Origin of the sequence: Microtetraspora fusca (assembly GCF_001570365.1) — a bacterium.
GTDB lineage: Bacteria > Actinomycetota > Actinomycetes > Streptosporangiales > Streptosporangiaceae > Microtetraspora > Microtetraspora fusca.
In genome coordinates this window covers 170,787-187,430 of the sequence record NZ_BBYK01000038.1, presented here as the reverse complement: position 1 = coordinate 187,430, position 16,644 = coordinate 170,787, and the positions used below count along the sequence as shown (strand labels likewise).

Genomic DNA, 16,644 nt, shown 5'->3' with positions numbered 1-16,644 from the left:
GCGGGCGTAAGGGGGCGGAAGCCGCACGAGATCGCGATCTGGGGGCGGGGAGGTGGCCGCGGCAGAGTACCCTTTGCCGACGTGAGCACGCCCGATACCTCTGGAAGCGCCGTGATCCCCGCCGACAACCCTTACGTGACGATCGTCCTGCCCTGTTACAACGAGCAGGACCACGTGATCGACGAGGTCGAGCGCATCTGCGCCGCCATGGACTCCAGCGGCTACACGTACGAGCTGCTCGCCGTCGACGACTGCTCGACCGACGAGACGCTGGCCCGGCTCCGGGAGGCCGCGCCGCGGTTCCCGCACATGCGGATCAAGGCGTTCCACCGCAACGGCGGATCCGGCACTGTTCGCCGGATCGGCTCCCAGGAGGCCCGCGGTGAGATCGTCGTGTGGACCGACGCCGACATGACGTACCCCAACGAGCGCATCCCCGAGCTGGTCGAGATCCTGGACAAGGACCCGACCGTCGACCAGGTCGTCGGCGCCCGGACCACCGAGGAGGGCTCGCACAAGTTCCTGCGGGTGCCGGCCAAGTGGTTCATCCGCAAGGTCGCCGAACGGCTGGCCGGGCAGAAGATCCCCGACCTGAACTCCGGCCTGCGGGCGTTCCGCAAGTCGGTCGCCAAGCCGTACCTGCGGCTGCTGCCGCCCGGGTTCTCCTGCGTCACGACGATCACGCTGGCGTTCCTGTCGAACCAGCACGACGTCTACTACCTGCCCATCGAGTACGCCAAGCGGGCCGGCAAGTCGAAGTTCGGCTTCGTCTCGGACGCCTACCGGTACATCCTCCAGGTGCTCCGGATGATCATGTACTTCAACCCGCTGAAGGTCCTGATGCCGCCCGCGCTGTGGCTGGTCGGCATCGGTTTCTTCAAGGGCGTGTTCGACGTGGTCACGCACAGGACGATCTACCTGACCAGCAACACGATCGTGATCTTCATCTCGGGATTGCTGATCGGGTCGCTCGCGCTGCTCGCCGACCTGATCGTCCGCTCCCGGTCCGAGTGACGGCGGCACGATGAGGATCGCGATCGTCGGCCCGACCTACCCCTACAAGGGAGGCGGCGCCCAGCACACCACCGAGCTGGCCCACCGGCTGCGGGCCTGCGGGCACGATGTGGTGATCGAGTCATGGCGGGCGCAGTACCCCTCCTTCCTCTATCCCGGACAGCAGACGATCGACACGCCGGAAGGCGAGCCGTACCCCGGGACGCGCCGCGAGCTCGACTGGCGGCGGCCCGACGGCTGGGTCCGCTGCGGGCGGCGTCTGCGGAGCGCCGACCTCGTGATCCTGGCTGTGCTCAGCCCCGTCCAGGTGCCCGCCTACCTCGGCATCCTGTACGGCCTGCGCCGCAGAACGCGCGTGGTCGCGCTGTGCCACAACGTGCTGCCGCACGAGAGCAAGCCGTACGACCGGCCGCTGATGAAGGCGCTGCTGTCGCGGGTGGACGCGGTCCTGGCCCACTCGGAGCAGCAGGCGGAGCTGGCCCGCGGCCTCGCGCGGGTCCCCGTGGCGGTGTCCGCGCTCGCGCCGCACCTGCCCGCGTCCGGGGGCGCCGCCGCCCGGGGCGGTGAGCCGCGCCGTGAACTGCTGTTCTTCGGCATCGTCCGGCCGTACAAGGGGCTCGACCTGCTGTTGCGGGCGCTGGCCCGGGTACCGGACGTGCGCCTCACGGTCGCGGGCGAGTTCTGGGGCGGCTTGGAGGAGACCAGGGCGCTCATCGGCGAGCTGGGGCTGGACGGTCGGGTCGAGCTGCGGCCAGGATATGTCCCGGCGGAGGACGTGCCGGGGCTGTTCGCGCGGGCCGACGCGCTCGTGCTGCCCTACCGCTCCGCCACGGCCAGCCAGAACGTGTGGCTCGGCCACGAGCACGGCGTCCCCGTCATCGCGACCCGGGTCGGCGCGCTGCCCGACAACGTGACGGACGACGTGGACGGCCTGCTCGTCGAGCCGGGCTCCGTCGACGCGCTGGCCGAGGCGATCACGCGCTTCTACCGGCCTGGTACGCCCCGGCGGCTGGCAGAGGGGGTCAAGGCCGTCGATCCCGAGCCGTTCTGGAACACCTACCTCGACACGCTGCTCGGGCTCTCCTGACCCGAGGGGAGGGCCGGGCGCGGGACGGCGCGGGCGAGCAGGAAGCCGATCCCGGCCCACGCGGCGTCCCCCAGCGTGAAGGCCACCCGCGACACGACCGCGACCACCAGCGCCCTCGGGGTGTCGAGGACGGGCGCCAGGGCCACGACCATGGCGCCTTCGCGTACGCCGATGCCGGCCGGGACCACGACCGTGAGGATGCCGGTCGCCCAGGCCAGCGCGTACGCTCCGGCGGCGACGGCGTAGAGCGAGAGCCCGCCGGGGCGCAGGCCGGCGACGAGGAACCACAGGTGGGCGCCGTAGCAGAGCCAGCCGGCCATGGTCCAGCCGGCCGCCCGGGCCATGTCGGCTCCGCTCAGCACCCGGTCGAGCGGCTCCTTGCGGGCGATCCTGAGGGCGAGGTTGAGGCCCCAGGTCATCACGCGGGGGTGCAGGCCGACGAGGATAAGCGGGATCAGCGCGAGCAACTGCCACGCCTGGCCGGCCATCTGGTGGGAGAGCGTGGCCGCCGCCAGGGTGAGCGCGCAGCCGAGCGAGGTGACCAGGGCGAGCGCCGTGGCGCTGAACGTCCGCCGGGGAGGCGCCCCGTGGTCGCGGGCCAGCTCCATCATCGCGGCGAACGCCCACACCGAGCCGGGGATGTACTTGCCGAGCTGCCCGACGTAGAGCACGCGAGCGGCCACCGGGAACGGCAGGTGCGAGCCGAGGCCGCCCAGGACGGCCCTCCAGGCGAGCAGCATGAAGGCGAAGCCGGCCAGCACGGCGGCGGCGCAGCCGGCCAGCGACCACCACGAGAGGCGGGCGAGGGCGGCCGAGGTCTCCGTCCAGTTCCTGGCCAGGCCGTATGCCAGGAACCCCAGCGCGATCAGGGCCAGCAGGCCCCTGAGCAGCGGGCTCGATCGCAGGCGGCGCAGCATCCGCCAAGAGTACGGCCCGAAGCTACCGTTTGGTAGGGGTGAGTTTTCCACAGGCCGGGCCGAGGAGCCCCGGACACGCCGGTACTGTTGGGCGGCGTGGGAAGCGACTGGTGCGCGCCGCAGGAGGCGCGAGAGCGGTGAGCGGGCCGATGAGCGGCGGCGGGCCCTGCGGTGCCCGGCGGATCGGGCCGCGCGGCGGCCGGGGAGTGGTGAGCGTCAGGTGAGCAGGCAACGGGCCGCCCAGCTTGAGTACTCCGAGTTCCAGTCCGCGATGCTGGACGAGGAGAAGCGCCGCCGCAAGGCGGCGAAGATCATCGCGGTGCTCGGGCACTTCCTGGGCGCGAAGGACCCCGACCGCCCGCTGGCCGGGCTGACCGTCGCCGACATCGGCTGCTCCGCCGGGTTCATCGCCGACGAGCTGGCGCGCGCGGGCGCGAGCCGCACGTTCGGGGTGGACATCGACGTCCCCGGGCTGCGCAAGGCCGCGGAGCGCTTCGGTGAGCGCGTCGAGTTCGTGTGCGCCGACGGCGGGGCGCTGCCGTTCCCGGACGGCTCGATCGACGTGCTGGTGTTCAACCACATCTACGAGCACGTGGTGGACCCCGACGCCGTGATCAAGGACATGCACCGGGTGCTGGCCGACGACGGCGTGCTCTACCTCGGCCTCGGCAACCGGCTCGGCGTCATGGAGCCGCACTACAAGCTGCCGTTTCTCTCCTATCTGCCGCCCGCCGCCGCCGACCGCTACGTGCGGGCGTTCGGCCGGGCGGACAACTACTACGAACGGTTCCGCACCCGGGGCGGCCTGCGCCGGATGCTCAGGGACTTCCACGTGTGGGACTACACGTTCCCGGTGCTGGCCTCGCCCGAGCGGTTCGCTGGTGGCGAGCTGTTCCCCGGAGCGGTCGGGCGGGCCGCCAAGGGCACTCTGGAGCGCGCGCCGCGTTCGGCGTTGAAGGCGCTGCTCCCGATCGTGCCGACGTACCTGTGGGTCGCGACCCGGAGGCCGCGCCGCCCGCGCGGACCCGTGCTCCCGCAACCGCCCGAGCCGGTACGCACGCCATGACCCGCATACGAGACCCTCGGGGTGCGCTCGTCGTCGGCGTGGCGATGTGGGGCGCGCTGAGGGAGGGCCGGTGAGCGGCCGCAAGGCGCTGCGGCTGCTCTTCCTGGCCGTCGCGCTGGGCTTCGGCGCGTGGGCGGTGGCGAGCCGGTGGACCGAGGTGTCCGAGGGGTTCGCCCGCCTGTCGTGGCCGGAGCTCGGCGGCTCGCTGCTCGCCGTGCTCGCCGCGCTGCTCTGCGGCATGATGATGTGGCGCGCGCTGCTCGCCGATCTCGGCTCGCCGCTGGCGTTCCCGCACGCCGCCAAGATCTTCTTCGTCGGTCAGCTCGGTAAGTACATCCCGGGCTCGCTGTGGCCGGTGCTCGCGCAGATGGAGATGGGCCGCGACCACGGCGTCCCCCGGGCGCGCAGCGCGGCGGCCTTCTTCCTCACCTATCCCGTCTATCTGGGCAGCGGCCTCCTGACGGCCGCCGTGACCCTGCCGGTGCTCGCGGGCGGCTCCGTCGCCCGGTTCGCCTGGCTGCTGCTGCTGATCCCGGTGCTCGCGGCGGCCCTGCACCCGTCCGTGGTCAACTGGTGCATCAACCGCGGGCTCCGGCTGCTGCGCCGGGCTCCGCTGGAACGGCCGCTGACCCGCCGCGGCGTGCTGGTCGCGTGCGGCTGGGCCTTCGGCGGCTGGGCGGCGTACGGCGCGCATCTCGCGCTGATCGTCCACGGGCTCGGGGCGTCGGGCCCGAAGGCGGCGCTGCTCAGCGTCGGCGCGTTCGCCCTGGCCTGGTCCCTGGGCTTCATCGTGGTGATCGCCCCGGCCGGTGCGGGGGTGCGCGAGGTCGCGATGGTCGCCGCGCTGGCTCCCGTGCTCAGCCAGGACGCCGCGATCGCCGCGACGCTCTGCTCACGGCTGATCGTCTCGGTGGGCGACCTCGTGTGCGCCGGCCTCGCCGGCCTCTCCGCACGCCGGTCGGCCCCCGCCGTACCGGTCGAGTCGCACGCCGGACCGGTACGCGGCGACCACCTGGAGGACTGACCCCGCGGCTCAGAGGACCGAGGCGCGGCGGGAGAGGTCGAGTTCAGGCGGCGTGGGGATCGGCGCCGCGCAGGATGTACAGGTCATCGCCGAACACCGCGGAGATCTGGAGGTGGCCGCCGAGGGCCTGCACATAGCGGACGATGGCCTCCACGGTGGACACCTCGCCGCGTTCGATCTGGGAGACCCGGCTCTTGGTCACCCCCATCAGATCGGCGACCTCGGTCTGGGACAGGCCCAGGTTCTTACGGCGTTCGGCCAGCCGGACGCCGTCGATGTAGGCCTGGTTGCGACGCCGCGCCTCGGCCACGGCCTCTTCTCCGCCCGAGGCGGCCACGATGTCGCCGCGGATGTCGCTCCACTTGGGAAAGTTCGTCATCGGTCCTTCTCCTCCGCCTCGCGCTCTTTGAGGTATTCCCCGTACAGTTCTTCGGCCCGGGGGATGGCCCGGCGGTACCAGCCCGACCAGTCTCCGGACTTGTCCCCACCCACGAGGAGAATGGCTGAGCGCCACGGGTCGAACACGAACAAGATCCGAATCTCGGAGCGGCCGGCAGAGCCCGGACGCAGCTCCTTCAAGTTGTGGATCCGAGAGCCGCCCAGCTTGTCGACCAGTGGGCGACCCAGTCCGGGACCACTTTCGGCCAGCCGATCGACGGCGCCGACGATCTGAGCCCGGGGTCGCGCATCCAGCGTGTCGAGCCAGAGTGTAGCGAATCCTTTACTCCAGAGGTGGGACAGGCGGCGGCCGGGCCCCGTGGGGTGGTGGCGTATGGAGCCGCGGCCCGGGGTCGGTCCGATTTCGCGGGGATGGATGAAAGTGATCCCGGCCACCCTGCCGTTGTGGCCGATTGCGCGATTCATGGCATTTGCCTGGCCAGCGGAATTCCATGCCCAGGTCTCAGGTCGGGCACATCTGGTTTCCTCACGGCGTCCTGCGGATCGTTAGGCTAACCTCGCCAATGTGAGGACGAGCTGTTTGCCGGAGTCAGCCCATTATGAGGCGATTCTTCTGGTTGGAGGCCAAGGTACGCGTTTGCGGCCCTTGACGCTTTTTACGCCGAAGCCATTGCTGCCGACCGCTGGGGTTCCGTTCCTCGCGCACCAACTGGCCAAGGCCCGCTCGTTCGGGGTGCGCCGGATCGTGTTCGCCACCTCCTATCGCGCCTCGATGTTCGCCGAGGCGTTCGGTGACGGCTCCGGCCTGGGGCTGGAGATCGTCTACATGACCGAGGAGACGCCCCTCGGCACCGGCGGCGCGATCCGCAACGCGGCCGAGGCGCTCACCTGCGGAGCGGACGACCCCGTGCTGGTGCTCAACGGCGACATCCTCTCCGGGCACGACATCTCCGACCAGATCAGGGTGCACGTCGAGCGCGGCGCCGCCGCCACGCTCCACCTGACCGAGGTGGACGACCCATCCCGGTTCGGCTGCGTGCCGACCGACGCCGACGACCGCGTCACCGCGTTCCTGGAGAAGACCCCCAATCCGGTCACCAACCGGATCAACGCCGGGTGCTACGTGTTCCAGCGCTCGGTCATCGACGCCATCCCGGCCGGGCAGGTCGTCTCGGTGGAGCGGGAGACGTTCCCCGGGCTGATCGAGTCGGGCGAGCTGGTCCTGGGCTACTCGGACACGTCGTACTGGCTGGACGTGGGCACCCCGGCCGCCTTCGTCCAGGGGTCCGCCGACCTCGTGCTGGGCAGGCTGGAGTCGCCCGCACTGCCCGGTCCGGTGGGCGAGTTCCTCCTGCTGGACGGGGCGAGGGTCTCGCCCGAGGCCAAGGTCGGCGGCGGCACGGTCGTGGGCGCCGGGGTCACGGTCGAGGCTGGGGCCACCGTCCAGGGCAGCGTCCTCGGCGACGGTGCCGTGGTGGAGCCGGGGGCGACCGTCATCGACTCGATCGTCGGCCCGGGGGCCCGCGTCTCCACGGGCGCGGTGCTCCGCGACGTGGTGGTCGGCGACGGGGCCGTCATCGGCCCAGGCAACGAGCTCGCCGCCGGCGCCCGCATCTGGCCGGGCGTGACGCTGGACGAGTGCTCGGTCCGGTTCTCCAGCGATATCTGACGTCCATCCGGCCTCCTCGCGTCCCTGAAATCTCCGGGACGGGCAGGCTGCGACCTGCCGGTCCCTGAAATCTCCGGGACGGGCAGGCCGGCGACCTGCCGTGGACACCACCGGGTTTTGGACGTCCCGCCGGCCGGCTGGCGTCCGCGAACCTTCACCGGGATCAAGGGAGCGGAGCGGAAGGGAGCGAGGACCGAGTGAAGGCCCGGCAAAGCGGGCTTCGCGAGGACCGCGGGTTCCTTCCGGCGACGTGACCGACCCGGCCAAGGGACACCCCGCCAGCCGGGAGCGCCGGCGGGCCGGGGCTCGGTTCCGGTCGTGGGACCGGCGGGTGCCCGTCGGCGAGTACGTTGAGACGGTGTGGTGGCGGGAGCGATGACGAGCACGGCGGTGACGCAGCGGGAACGCCGGTGGCGCCCCGCGGGCGCCCTCGACCTGGTCCTGACGCTGTCGCCGCACCGGCACGGCGGCGGGGACCCGTCCTGGCGCCGCACTCCCGACGGTGCGTTCTGGCGGACCTGCCGCACTCCTGACGGCCCCGGGACGCTGCGCATCACCACCTCGGCCGGAGAGGTCCTGGGCCAGGCGTGGGGTCCGGGCGCGGAGTGGCTGCTCGACACGCTGCCCTCGCTGCTCGGGGCGGACGACGACGTCGCGGCTTTCGCCGACGTGCTGGCACGGGCGGCGTCATCGGGCGCCGCGCGTACGGCCGCCTACGTCACCGGGCTGGCCGCCGGAAACCCGGGCCTGCGCGTCGGCCGGTCGATGCGCGTCTTCGAGGCGCTGGTCCCCGCCGTGCTCGAACAGAAGGTCGTCGGCATGGAGGCGTGGCGGGCCTGGCGGTGGCTCATGCGCCGGTACGGCGAGGCCGCGCCTGGCCCCGCGCCCGAGGGCATGGTGGTCATACCGCCGCCCGAGGTGTGGCGCCGGATCCCGTCCTGGGACTGGCACCGCGCCGGGGCCGAGGCCGTACGCGCGCGGACGATCGTGAACGCGGCGCGGTACGCGGCCCGGCTGGAGGCGACGGCCACGACGCCGTCCGGCGGATGCGCCGAGGCGGACCGCCTGCTGCGGGCGCTTCCGGGGATCGGGGTGTGGACGTCGGCGGAGGTCCGCCAGCGCGCCCACGGCGATCCCGACGCGCCCAGTGTGGGGGACTTTCATCTGGCGGGCCATGTGGGCTACGCGCTCACTGGGCGGAAGGTGGACGACGCCGCCATGCTGGAGCTCCTGGAGCCGTTCCGGGGGCAGCGCCATCGGGTGGCGTGGCTGATCGCGCTCAGTGCTCCACGGCCGCCGGCGCGCGGTCCCCGGATGTCGGTGCGCGACTACCGGTCGTTCTGACCGCCCGCGGGGGTCTTCTCCGGGGCCTGGTGGGGTGCCCACGAACCTTGGCCGGGTCGGTCACGTCGCCGGAAGGAACGTGCGGTCCTCGCGAAACCCGCTTCGCTCCGCTCCCCCGATCCGGCGAGCGTCGATCCCGGCGAGCGTCGATCCCAGCGAGCGTCGATCGGGTGAACGTCGATCGCGGTGAACCTCTGCGGACGACAGCGCACTAGCCGAGCTTCCAGTCGCGGCCGTCTCGGGTGTCGGTGCCGAGAAACGGGGCGAGCACCGCGACGGCGATCAGGAAGGCGACGACGAACCAGCTCATGGCGGACTCCTTGACAGGGTGACGGCCGAACCGGTGGCGGCTCGGTCGCGTTGGGTGATGCCTCAAGTATGTGTCGGTGCATCTATTCACGTCTATTGAAATGTTCTGCACCCATTCATTAAGAGACGCTGAAGCAATGATCGCCCCCGCCGACTGCCGTCCCTGAGCCGGGACGTAATGTGCAGCCCATGAGCGCGAACCCCACGGACGCCGCACTGCGGCGCGCACTGGCTCGGGCGCGGGACGGCAAGGCCCTCGACGTCACCGAGGCCGTCGTCCTGCTGCACGCCCGAGGCGATCACCTGGAGACCTTGCTCGACCACGCCTCACGGATCAGGGACGCCGGTCTGGCGGCCGTGGGCCGCTCGGGGGTCATCACCTACAGCAGGAAGGTCTTCATCCCACTGACCCGGCTGTGCCGGGACCGCTGTGGCTACTGCACGTTCGCGGCCGCGCCGCACAAGCTCGACAGCCCCTTCCTGCCGCCGGACGAGGTGCTGGAGATCGCCCGCCAGGGCGCGGCGCTGGGCTGCAAGGAGGCCCTCTTCACCCTGGGGGACCGCCCGGAGGAGCGCTGGCACCAGGCCCGCGAGTGGCTGGACGCGCACGGCTACGACGACACCCTGTCGTACGTGCGGGCCATGGCGGTGCGGGTGCTGGAGGAGACCGGGCTGCTGCCGCACCTCAACCCCGGCGTGATGACGTGGCGGGACCTCCAGCGGCTCAAGCCGGTCTCCCCGTCCATGGGGATGATGTTGGAGACCACGTCCGAGCGGCTCTTCACGGAGAAGGGCCAGCCGCACTACGGCTCACCCGACAAGGACCCGGCCGTACGGCTGCGCGTGCTGGAGGATGCCGGGCGCACCAGCGTGCCGTTCACCACCGGCATCCTGATCGGCATCGGCGAGACGATTCAGGACCGCGCCGAGTCGATCTTCGCGATCCGCCGCGTCGCCAGGGAGTACGGCGGCATCCAGGAGGTGATCGTCCAGAACTTCCGCGCCAAGCCGGACACCGCGATGCGCGGCATGCCGGACGCCGACCTGCGGGAACTCGCCGCGACGATCGCCGTGGCCCGGCTCGTGCTCGGCCCCAAGGTCAGGATCCAGGCGCCGCCGAACCTGGTGGACGACGAGTACACCCTGATGATCCGCGCGGGCATCGACGACTGGGGCGGCGTCTCACCGCTCACCCCCGATCATGTGAACCCCGAGCGTCCGTGGCCTCAGATCGACGACCTCGCCGCGCGTACGGCGGCCGCCGGGTTCGAGCTCAAGGAACGGCTCACGATATATCCGGAATATGTGGTGGCTGGGGAGCCGTGGCTCGACCCCCGGCTGCGCGAGCACGTCGCCGCCCTGGCCGACCCCCGTACCGGCCTGGCCCGGGAGGGCGCGACGCCGGAGGGGCGGCCCTGGCAGGAGCCCGACGGCGGCTTCCAGGGCGCGACCGCGAGCAGCGGGCGCGCCGACCTGCACGTCGCGATCGACTCCGAGGGGCGGACGGCCGACCGCCGGGCCGACTTCGACAGCGTCTACGGCGATTGGGACGCCCTCCGCGAGCGGCTGCCCCGCCCCGCGGCCGCAGGCCGGGTGGCCTCTGAGGTCCGGGAGGCGCTGCGCGTCGCGGAGAGCGACCCGGCCGCGCTGACCGACGAGCAGGCGCTGGCCCTGCTCGACCTGGCCGGGGACCAGAACGGCGCGGGCGCGGATGACGCGGGCCTCGACGAGCTGACCCGGATCGCGGACGGCCTGCGCCGCGAGGCTGTGGGCGACGACGTCACCTACGTCGTCAACCGCAACATCAACTTCACCAACGTCTGCTACACCGGCTGCCGTTTCTGCGCCTTCGCGCAGCGCCGTACGGACGCCGACGCCTTCACGCTGTCGCTCTCCGAGGTGGCCGACCGGGCGGCCGAGGCGTGGGACGCGGGCGCCACCGAGGTCTGCATGCAGGGCGGGATCCACCCCGACCTGCCCGGAACCGCGTACTTCGACATCGCGCGGGCGGTCAAGGAGCGCTGCCCGGACATGCACGTCCACGCCTTCTCGCCGATGGAGGTCGTCAACGGCGCCGCCCGGACGAACCTGTCCATCGCCGAGTGGCTGCACGCGGCCAAGGAGGCGGGGGTGGACTCGCTGCCGGGGACCGCCGCCGAGATCCTCGACGACGACGTCCGCTGGGTGCTGACCAAGGGCAAGCTTCCGGCCGCCGAGTGGATCGAGGTGATCACCACCGCCCACCGGGTCGGCATCCCGACGACCTCGACCATGATGTACGGCCACGTCGACACGCACGAGCACTGGGTCCGGCACATCCGGCTCATCCGCAACATTCAGGAGGAGACGGGCGGGTTCCGCGAGTTCGTGCTGCTGCCGTTCGTGCATCACAGCGCCCCGATCTACCTCGCCGGGGTGGCGCGCCCCGGGCCGACCGCGCGCGAGAACCGCGCCGTCCACGCCCTGGCCCGGATCATGCTGCACGGAGCGATCCCGAACATCCAGTGCTCGTGGGTCAAGCTCCGCGACGACCTGTGCCGCTCGGTGCTCGCCGGAGGCGTCAACGACCTCGGCGGCACGCTGATGGAGGAGACCATCAGCCGGATGGCCGGCTCGGAGAACGGCTCCTACAAGACCATCAGCGAGATCGCCGCGATGGTCGCCCCCACCGGCCGCCCGCTGCGCCAGCGCACCACGTCGTACGGCACGCCGAGCCCGGAGCGGATCGCCGCGGCCGAGCGCAGCGACGGCGTGTGCCAGAGCGTCAGGAGGATCCTGCCGGTCGTGTGACCCTTCTTATAACAAGTTCTATAAATTCACCGTCGAGGGACTTGCGTCCCGCACGGGGCGGCTAGGCACAATCGTGATCCCTTGTCTGAGAGGGGTCATGCCCGTGCCGTACGGACGTCACCGCGCCGCGACACCCGCTGACCAGCCGCGCCCCCCGCTGCGGAACACGCTCCTCACGGCGTCCGTGGCGATGGCGCTCCTGCTGGTCGGCATGGTGTTCCGCTTCGTGGGGGCACTGCCGGGAACGTGTTCTTCCCGCGACCCGGTCGTGGTCGCGGTGGCCGCCGCGGTGGACATCGCGCCGCCCGTCATGGACGCGGCCCGGCTGTTCAACGAGAGCGGGGCCGAGGTGGACGGGCGGTGCGTCAAGGTCCAGGTGGCCGAGCAGCCGCCGGCCCCCGTGCTGCGCACCCTGATCGGTGACCGCGCGGGGGTCCTGCCGCGCCGTCCGGACGGCTGGATCGCCGACTCGTCGGCCTGGGTGCGGCTGGCCCGCAAGCAGGGCGCGCAGGGAGTCGCGTCGGGGGAGACGGTCGTCGCCACGTCTCCGCTGGTGTTCGCCACCAGCCGGCCGCTCGCGCACCGGTTCGCGGCCGGAGGCACGGCGATGAGCTGGGACATGCTCTTCCCCGCCACCGTGCGGGGCCGGCTGGAGCCCACGGAGCGCGAGCCGGACGTCGTCCGCGTCCCCGACCCCTCGGTCTCCGGCGCGGGCATCGCCGCCGTCGCCGCGGCCCGGGACATCGTCGGGACGGGACCGGACGCGAGCAAGCAGCTCACCGCCTTCGTGCGGATGGCGCAGGCGGGCTCCGCCCCCGACTACCGCAGCATGCTCGGCGCCGTCGACGCCCCCGGCTTCTGGTCGCGCCCGGTCGTGGTCGTCCCCGAGCAGTCGGTGTGGGCGCACAACCAGGTGGCGGGCGCCGCGCCCGCCGTCGCCCTCCACCCCAAGGAGGGCACGATCACCCTCGACTATCCGTACGTCGTGACCTCGGCGGAGCCGGACCGGGCGGAGGGATCGCGGCTGTTCGCGAGCTGGCTGCGCTCGGCCGAGACGCAGGAGGCCATGCGCCGCGACGGCTTCCGCCCCGCGGACGGCAGGGAGCCGCCGTTCCCGGTCGGCCCGGACATCCCGGCGGACGCGCCGGACCCGCGCCCCTCGATCACCCCGGAGGTCATCGACGAGGCGCTGGAGGCCTGGAGCAGGCTGGCGCCGCCGACCAGGATCCTGGTCCTCGCCGACGTCTCCAAGGAGACCGCGGAGCCGATCAGGGCGGGCGGCCCGACCCGGCTCGACGTGGCGATCGAGGCCGCCAAGATCGGCATCCGGATGTTCCCGGACGAGACCTCCATCGGCGTGTGGGAGTTCGCCCGGCACCTCGCCGGACGGGCGGACGAGCGCGAGCTGGTCAGGCTCGGCTCGATCGCCAAGCCCGACTCGGGACAGGAGATCCGCAGGACCAGTCTGTTCCGGATCGCGGACGGCATCCGCGCGCTCCCCGGCCGGACCAGCTCCCTGTACGACTCGATCCTGGCCGGCTTCCGCGAGGTGTCCAGGGACTACGACCCCCTGATGAACAACTCGCTGCTCCTGCTCACCGCTGGCAAGGACGACGGGGAGGGCCTTTCCCGGGCCGAGCTGGTCAAGGCGCTGCGCGCGGAGTGGGACCCCGAGCGGCCGGTGCAGATCATCGTGGTCGCCTTCGGCGCGGGCGCCGACAGGAACGCCCTGAACGAGATCGTCTCGGTGACCAACGGCCAGCTCTACGTGGCCGAGCAGCCCGGCCAGATCATCGACGTCTTCCTCTCGGCGCTGGCCCGGCGGCTGTGCCACCCGACCTGCCCGGGCTCGGCCGGCTGAGCCCGGGCGGCGCGGCCGTCAGCGGGTGACCACGAAGTCGGCGGCGTCTCTCGGCGGCCGGTCCCTGGGCGGCGCCGCGGCGTGGCCGATGGCGACCGCGCCCATCGGGTCCCAGTTCTCCGGCAGGCCGAGCACCTCGCGTACGGCCGGCCGGCAGAACATGGTGGACGACACCCAGGCCGAGCCGAGGCCCTCCACCGCGAGCTGGACCAGGAAGTTCTGCACGCCCGCGCCGGCGGCGACGACGAACATCTCGCGCTCGGCGGCGTTCCTGCGCGCGTCCGGATAGGTGTGCGACCCGTCCATCACCAGGCACGGAACGGCCAGGTAGGGGGCGTTCCTGAGCACGTCGCCCCGCCTGATCCGCCGGGCGATCGACTCCTCGGAGAAGCCGTCGCCGCGCAGGTCCGCGATCCAGGCGTCCCGCATCGCGTCCAGCAGCGCCGTACGCGCCTCGGGCGTCTCCACGAGCACGAACCGCCACGGGGTCGTGTGGTGCGGCGCCGGGGCGGCGACGGCCGCGGCCACCGCCCGGCGCACCGCCTCCGGATCCACCGGGGCGGTGGAGAACTCCCGGATCGTCCGGCGGGCGAAGACCACCTCGGCGGAGCCGAACCGGAACATGTCCTCGTCCGGAGGTCGGACCAGGACGCGCGCCCCCGGGCCGTCCTCGCTCGTCACGAGGTGGCCGAGCCCGCGCACGACCGCGACCGGCACTCCGGCGAGCTTGCCCTTGGCCAGCTCGGCCGCCGCCGCGATCTCGTCGAGCAGCGCGGTCACCGTCGCCCGAAGCGGGTTCCCGTACGCGTCGGTCGCGCCCCGGAAGTCGTCCATCGGCCGTACACCGGCCGCGCCGATCGCCACGTCGGTCAATCCGTGCCGCCAGGGACGCCCGAAGGTGTCGGAGACGATCACGCCCACGTCGGCGCCGGACCGGGCCCGCACGCCCTTCCTGATCCGCCGCGCCGAAGCGTCGGAGTCCTCCGGCAGCAGCAGGATGGTGCCGAGCTCGGTGTTCGAGGCGTCCACCCCGGCCGCCGCCATCACGAACCCGTGCCGGGTCTGGCTGATCACCGTGTCGCCGCGCCGGGCGACCACCCGCGAGGTCTCCTCCATGATCGCCTCGGTACGGCTGTCGCCCCGCCGGGCCCGGCCCTCCGCCTTGCTCACGATCTTGGACGTCACGACGAGGATGTCGCCGTCGGCCAGGTTGGGTACGGCGTCCGCCACCAGGGCGGCGATGTCGTCGCCCGGCCGGATCTCGGGCAGGCCGGGGACGCCGGCGATGGTGATACGGGACACGACGCCGTCCTCGCGCGCGGTCACGAGCCCGCCCCGCCCGCTCGCGAGGCGAGCCCGCGGGCGAGTGTGAGCGCGGCGGCGGCGATGTCCCTGGTGGCCTCGGGGGAGTCCATGAGGAGGGGACGCGCCTCGACGGCCACGCCGTAAAGGGAGACGGCCTTGTCCTCCTCGGCCACGAGCCAGCCGTCGACCAGGTCCGAGCCGTACAGCTCCAGGACGGCCTGCGCGCTCGTCTCGACGCCGATGGCGGCCAGGCAGGCGTCGGCCATGCCGCGCACCGGCGCGCCGCCGATGATCGGGGAGACGCCGACGACGGTCTTCTCACAGAGGGCGGACCTGATGCCGGGGATCTGGAGGATCGTGCCGATGCTCACCACCGGGTTGGACGGCGGGAGGATCACGAAGTCGGCCTCGCGTATGGCGTCGAGCACGCCGGGCGCCGGGCTCGCCTCGTCCGCGCCCACGAGGGCGATCTGACGGGCCGGGATCGAGGCGCGCAGCCGCACCCACCACTCCTGGAAGTGGATGGCGCGCCTGCCCTGCTCGTCCTCGACGACGACGTGGGTCTCGACCCGGTCGTCGGTCATGGGCAGCAGCCGTACGCCGGGCTGCCAGCGCGCGCACAGGGCCTCGGTGACCTGTGACAGGGGATAGCCCGCGGCGAGCATCTGGGTGCGGATGATGTGGGTCGCGAAGTCACGGTCGCCCAGCCCGAACCACTGGGGCTCCATGCCGTAGGCGGCCAGCTCCTCCTTGACGGTGAACGTCTCGTCGGTGCGGCCCCAGCCCTGCTCCTCGTTGATGCCGCCACCGAGGGTGTACATCACGGTGTCGAGATCCGGGCAGACCCGAAGGCCGAACAGGGTGATGTCGTCTCCGGTGTTGCCGATGACGGTGATCTCGGCGGGCTCTTCTGGGGCGGCCGCGGCACAGGCCGCCTTGAGGCCGCGTAGGAAACGGGCGCCGCCGATCCCGCCGGCGAGGCAAACGATGCGCATGCGGCCAGTCTCGCACCCGGCTTGCGGACGGCGGCACCGGCCTCTTATGAGGCCAAATGTGACATAGGCAACACTTGTAATAAGATGAGGTTCTTGTGTCTACCGACACCAAAGTCGCTCTTGTGCGAAACTTCCCCGAGTGTCTTATGGAAGGCGTTGGGGGTAGTGGTGCTCAGGGTTGATTCCGGACGGCTGCGTGAGCCTGCCGCGTGGATCATGCTGGCGGTGGTCGCTACGAGTGTTCTCCTCGGCGCCGTCCACCTCTTCTTCGGCTCGGCGTCGTTCGCGGGCCGGGCCATGGCTTATCTGCAGGCGTTCGTGAGTCCCCTGAACACGGCGCTGGCCGCGGGCGCGGTGCTGCTGGTGACCCGGGCGGGTGACCCGACGGCTCGCGCCCGGCTGGTCAACCTCGGCACCATGGCCCTGCTCGGCCTCGCCACCCTGCTCGGCCTGGTCGCCACAGTCATCGGGTTCTTCGCCGACGGGTCGTTCGGGGACAAGATCGAGTACGTGATCCTGGCGCTGCCCCAGGTCGCGCTCACCGCCGTCGGGATGCTGCTCGCCCGGAGCTCCATCGGCGCCGACGTGCCGCGCAGAGGGTCGGCCCGCTCCGAGGAGCGGTTCCGCGGCTTCCCGCAGGAGGGCTTCGGCGGCTACAACCCGCAGCAGGCCCCCCAGATTCAGCCCGTCCAGCCCGTCCAGGGCGGCGGCGCGCAGGGGAGCCCCTCCTTCGCGCCCACACAGCTGGAGCAGGCGTACGCCCCCGGGCAGGAGCCGCCCTTCGGCCAGGCCCAGGACCAGTCTTTCGGACACCCGCAGGATGGCGGGTTCGGTCAGGGGCAGGACCAGTCTTTCGGACACCCG

General features: G+C 72.1%; 14 protein-coding genes. 9 read left to right on the top strand and 5 right to left on the bottom strand.

Annotated features, from left to right (window positions below; genetic code table 11):
- Positions 1–81: 81 nt before the first annotated feature.
- Together AWQ68_RS00995 and AWQ68_RS00990 are read left to right on the top strand one after the other, a co-directional pair.
- Complete coding sequence (locus AWQ68_RS00995) at positions 82–1,014, top strand: glycosyltransferase family 2 protein (RefSeq protein ID WP_066933048.1); 933 nt, start codon at positions 82–84, stop codon at positions 1,012–1,014.
- Between the two features lie 10 nt (positions 1,015–1,024).
- Positions 1,025–2,101, top strand: a complete 1,077-nt coding sequence (locus AWQ68_RS00990; protein ID WP_066933045.1) for a glycosyltransferase family 4 protein — start codon at positions 1,025–1,027, stop codon at positions 2,099–2,101.
- Here AWQ68_RS00990 and AWQ68_RS00985 read toward each other — a convergent pair.
- On the bottom strand, positions 2,071–3,018 hold the full coding sequence (locus AWQ68_RS00985; protein ID WP_066933042.1) for a lysylphosphatidylglycerol synthase transmembrane domain-containing protein: 948 nt from the start codon (positions 3,016–3,018) through the stop codon (positions 2,071–2,073). The two genes, AWQ68_RS00990 and AWQ68_RS00985, sit on opposite strands and share 31 nt — an antisense overlap.
- Positions 3,019–3,238: 220 nt before the next feature.
- On the opposite strand from AWQ68_RS00985, the gene AWQ68_RS00980 reads away from it, so the two are divergent.
- A complete protein-coding gene (locus tag AWQ68_RS00980; RefSeq protein ID WP_245655689.1) occupies positions 3,239–4,084 on the top strand; it encodes a class I SAM-dependent methyltransferase in 846 nt (281 codons plus the stop codon).
- Between the two features lie 70 nt (positions 4,085–4,154).
- Positions 4,155–5,108: a lysylphosphatidylglycerol synthase transmembrane domain-containing protein gene (locus tag AWQ68_RS00975; RefSeq protein ID WP_066933038.1), complete on the top strand. Its 954-nt coding sequence runs from the start codon at positions 4,155–4,157 to the stop codon at positions 5,106–5,108.
- Positions 5,109–5,151: 43 nt separating this feature from the next.
- Here AWQ68_RS00975 and AWQ68_RS00970 read toward each other — a convergent pair whose 3' ends face one another.
- Both AWQ68_RS00970 and AWQ68_RS00965 read right to left on the bottom strand, forming a co-directional pair.
- A complete protein-coding gene (locus AWQ68_RS00970; RefSeq protein WP_066933035.1) occupies positions 5,152–5,487 on the bottom strand; it encodes a helix-turn-helix domain-containing protein in 336 nt (111 codons plus the stop codon).
- A complete protein-coding gene (locus AWQ68_RS00965) occupies positions 5,484–5,972 on the bottom strand; it encodes a type II toxin-antitoxin system RelE/ParE family toxin (RefSeq protein WP_084463534.1) in 489 nt (162 codons plus the stop codon). The genes AWQ68_RS00970 and AWQ68_RS00965 overlap by 4 nt, the downstream gene beginning before the upstream one ends.
- A 100-nt stretch (positions 5,973–6,072) precedes the next feature.
- On the opposite strand from AWQ68_RS00965, the gene manB reads away from it, so the two are divergent.
- The 4 genes from manB (at position 6,073) to AWQ68_RS00945 (ending at position 13,480) form a co-directional block, all read left to right on the top strand.
- Positions 6,073–7,176 (top strand): mannose-1-phosphate guanylyltransferase, encoded by a 1,104-nt coding sequence (manB, locus tag AWQ68_RS00960; protein ID WP_245655688.1) that lies wholly within the window; start codon positions 6,073–6,075, stop codon positions 7,174–7,176.
- A gap of 375 nt (positions 7,177–7,551) precedes the next feature.
- Positions 7,552–8,520, top strand: coding sequence for a DNA-3-methyladenine glycosylase family protein (locus AWQ68_RS00955; RefSeq protein WP_066934124.1), 969 nt, complete (start codon positions 7,552–7,554; stop codon positions 8,518–8,520).
- Positions 8,521–9,018: 498 nt separating this feature from the next.
- Positions 9,019–11,619, top strand: a complete 2,601-nt coding sequence (locus AWQ68_RS00950) for a bifunctional FO biosynthesis protein CofGH (protein ID WP_084463533.1) — start codon at positions 9,019–9,021, stop codon at positions 11,617–11,619.
- A gap of 103 nt (positions 11,620–11,722) precedes the next feature.
- A complete protein-coding gene (locus AWQ68_RS00945; protein ID WP_373281480.1) occupies positions 11,723–13,480 on the top strand; it encodes a substrate-binding domain-containing protein in 1,758 nt (585 codons plus the stop codon).
- A gap of 18 nt (positions 13,481–13,498) precedes the next feature.
- On the opposite strand, the gene AWQ68_RS00940 is transcribed toward AWQ68_RS00945, so the two are convergent.
- Together AWQ68_RS00940 and cofD are read right to left on the bottom strand one after the other, a co-directional pair.
- Entirely contained in the window at positions 13,499–14,782 is a 1,284-nt protein-coding gene (locus AWQ68_RS00940; protein WP_066934117.1) for a coenzyme F420-0:L-glutamate ligase, read from the bottom strand.
- Positions 14,783–14,802: 20 nt separating this feature from the next.
- Positions 14,803–15,780 (bottom strand): 2-phospho-L-lactate transferase, encoded by a 978-nt coding sequence (gene cofD, locus AWQ68_RS00935; RefSeq protein ID WP_066933026.1) that lies wholly within the window; start codon positions 15,778–15,780, stop codon positions 14,803–14,805.
- A 168-nt stretch (positions 15,781–15,948) separates the two neighbouring features.
- Here cofD and AWQ68_RS43370 point away from each other — a divergent pair.
- Positions 15,949–16,644 (top strand): hypothetical protein (locus AWQ68_RS43370; protein ID WP_218006737.1); only part of this gene is annotated, 696 nt, incomplete at its 3' end.

Coding starts and splice junctions, on each gene's coding strand:
- AWQ68_RS00965 (WP_084463534.1), bottom strand. CDS start 5,972: ATGAATCGCGCAATCGGCCACAACGGCAGGGTGGCCGGGATCACTTTC.
- AWQ68_RS00950 (WP_084463533.1), top strand. CDS start 9,019: ATGAGCGCGAACCCCACGGACGCCGCACTGCGGCGCGCACTGGCTCGG.
- AWQ68_RS00985 (WP_066933042.1), bottom strand. CDS start 3,018: ATGCTGCGCCGCCTGCGATCGAGCCCGCTGCTCAGGGGCCTGCTGGCC.
- AWQ68_RS00970 (WP_066933035.1), bottom strand. CDS start 5,487: ATGACGAACTTTCCCAAGTGGAGCGACATCCGCGGCGACATCGTGGCC.
- cofD (WP_066933026.1), bottom strand. CDS start 15,780: ATGCGCATCGTTTGCCTCGCCGGCGGGATCGGCGGCGCCCGTTTCCTA.
- AWQ68_RS00955 (WP_066934124.1), top strand. CDS start 7,552: ATGACGAGCACGGCGGTGACGCAGCGGGAACGCCGGTGGCGCCCCGCG.
- AWQ68_RS00990 (WP_066933045.1), top strand. CDS start 1,025: ATGAGGATCGCGATCGTCGGCCCGACCTACCCCTACAAGGGAGGCGGC.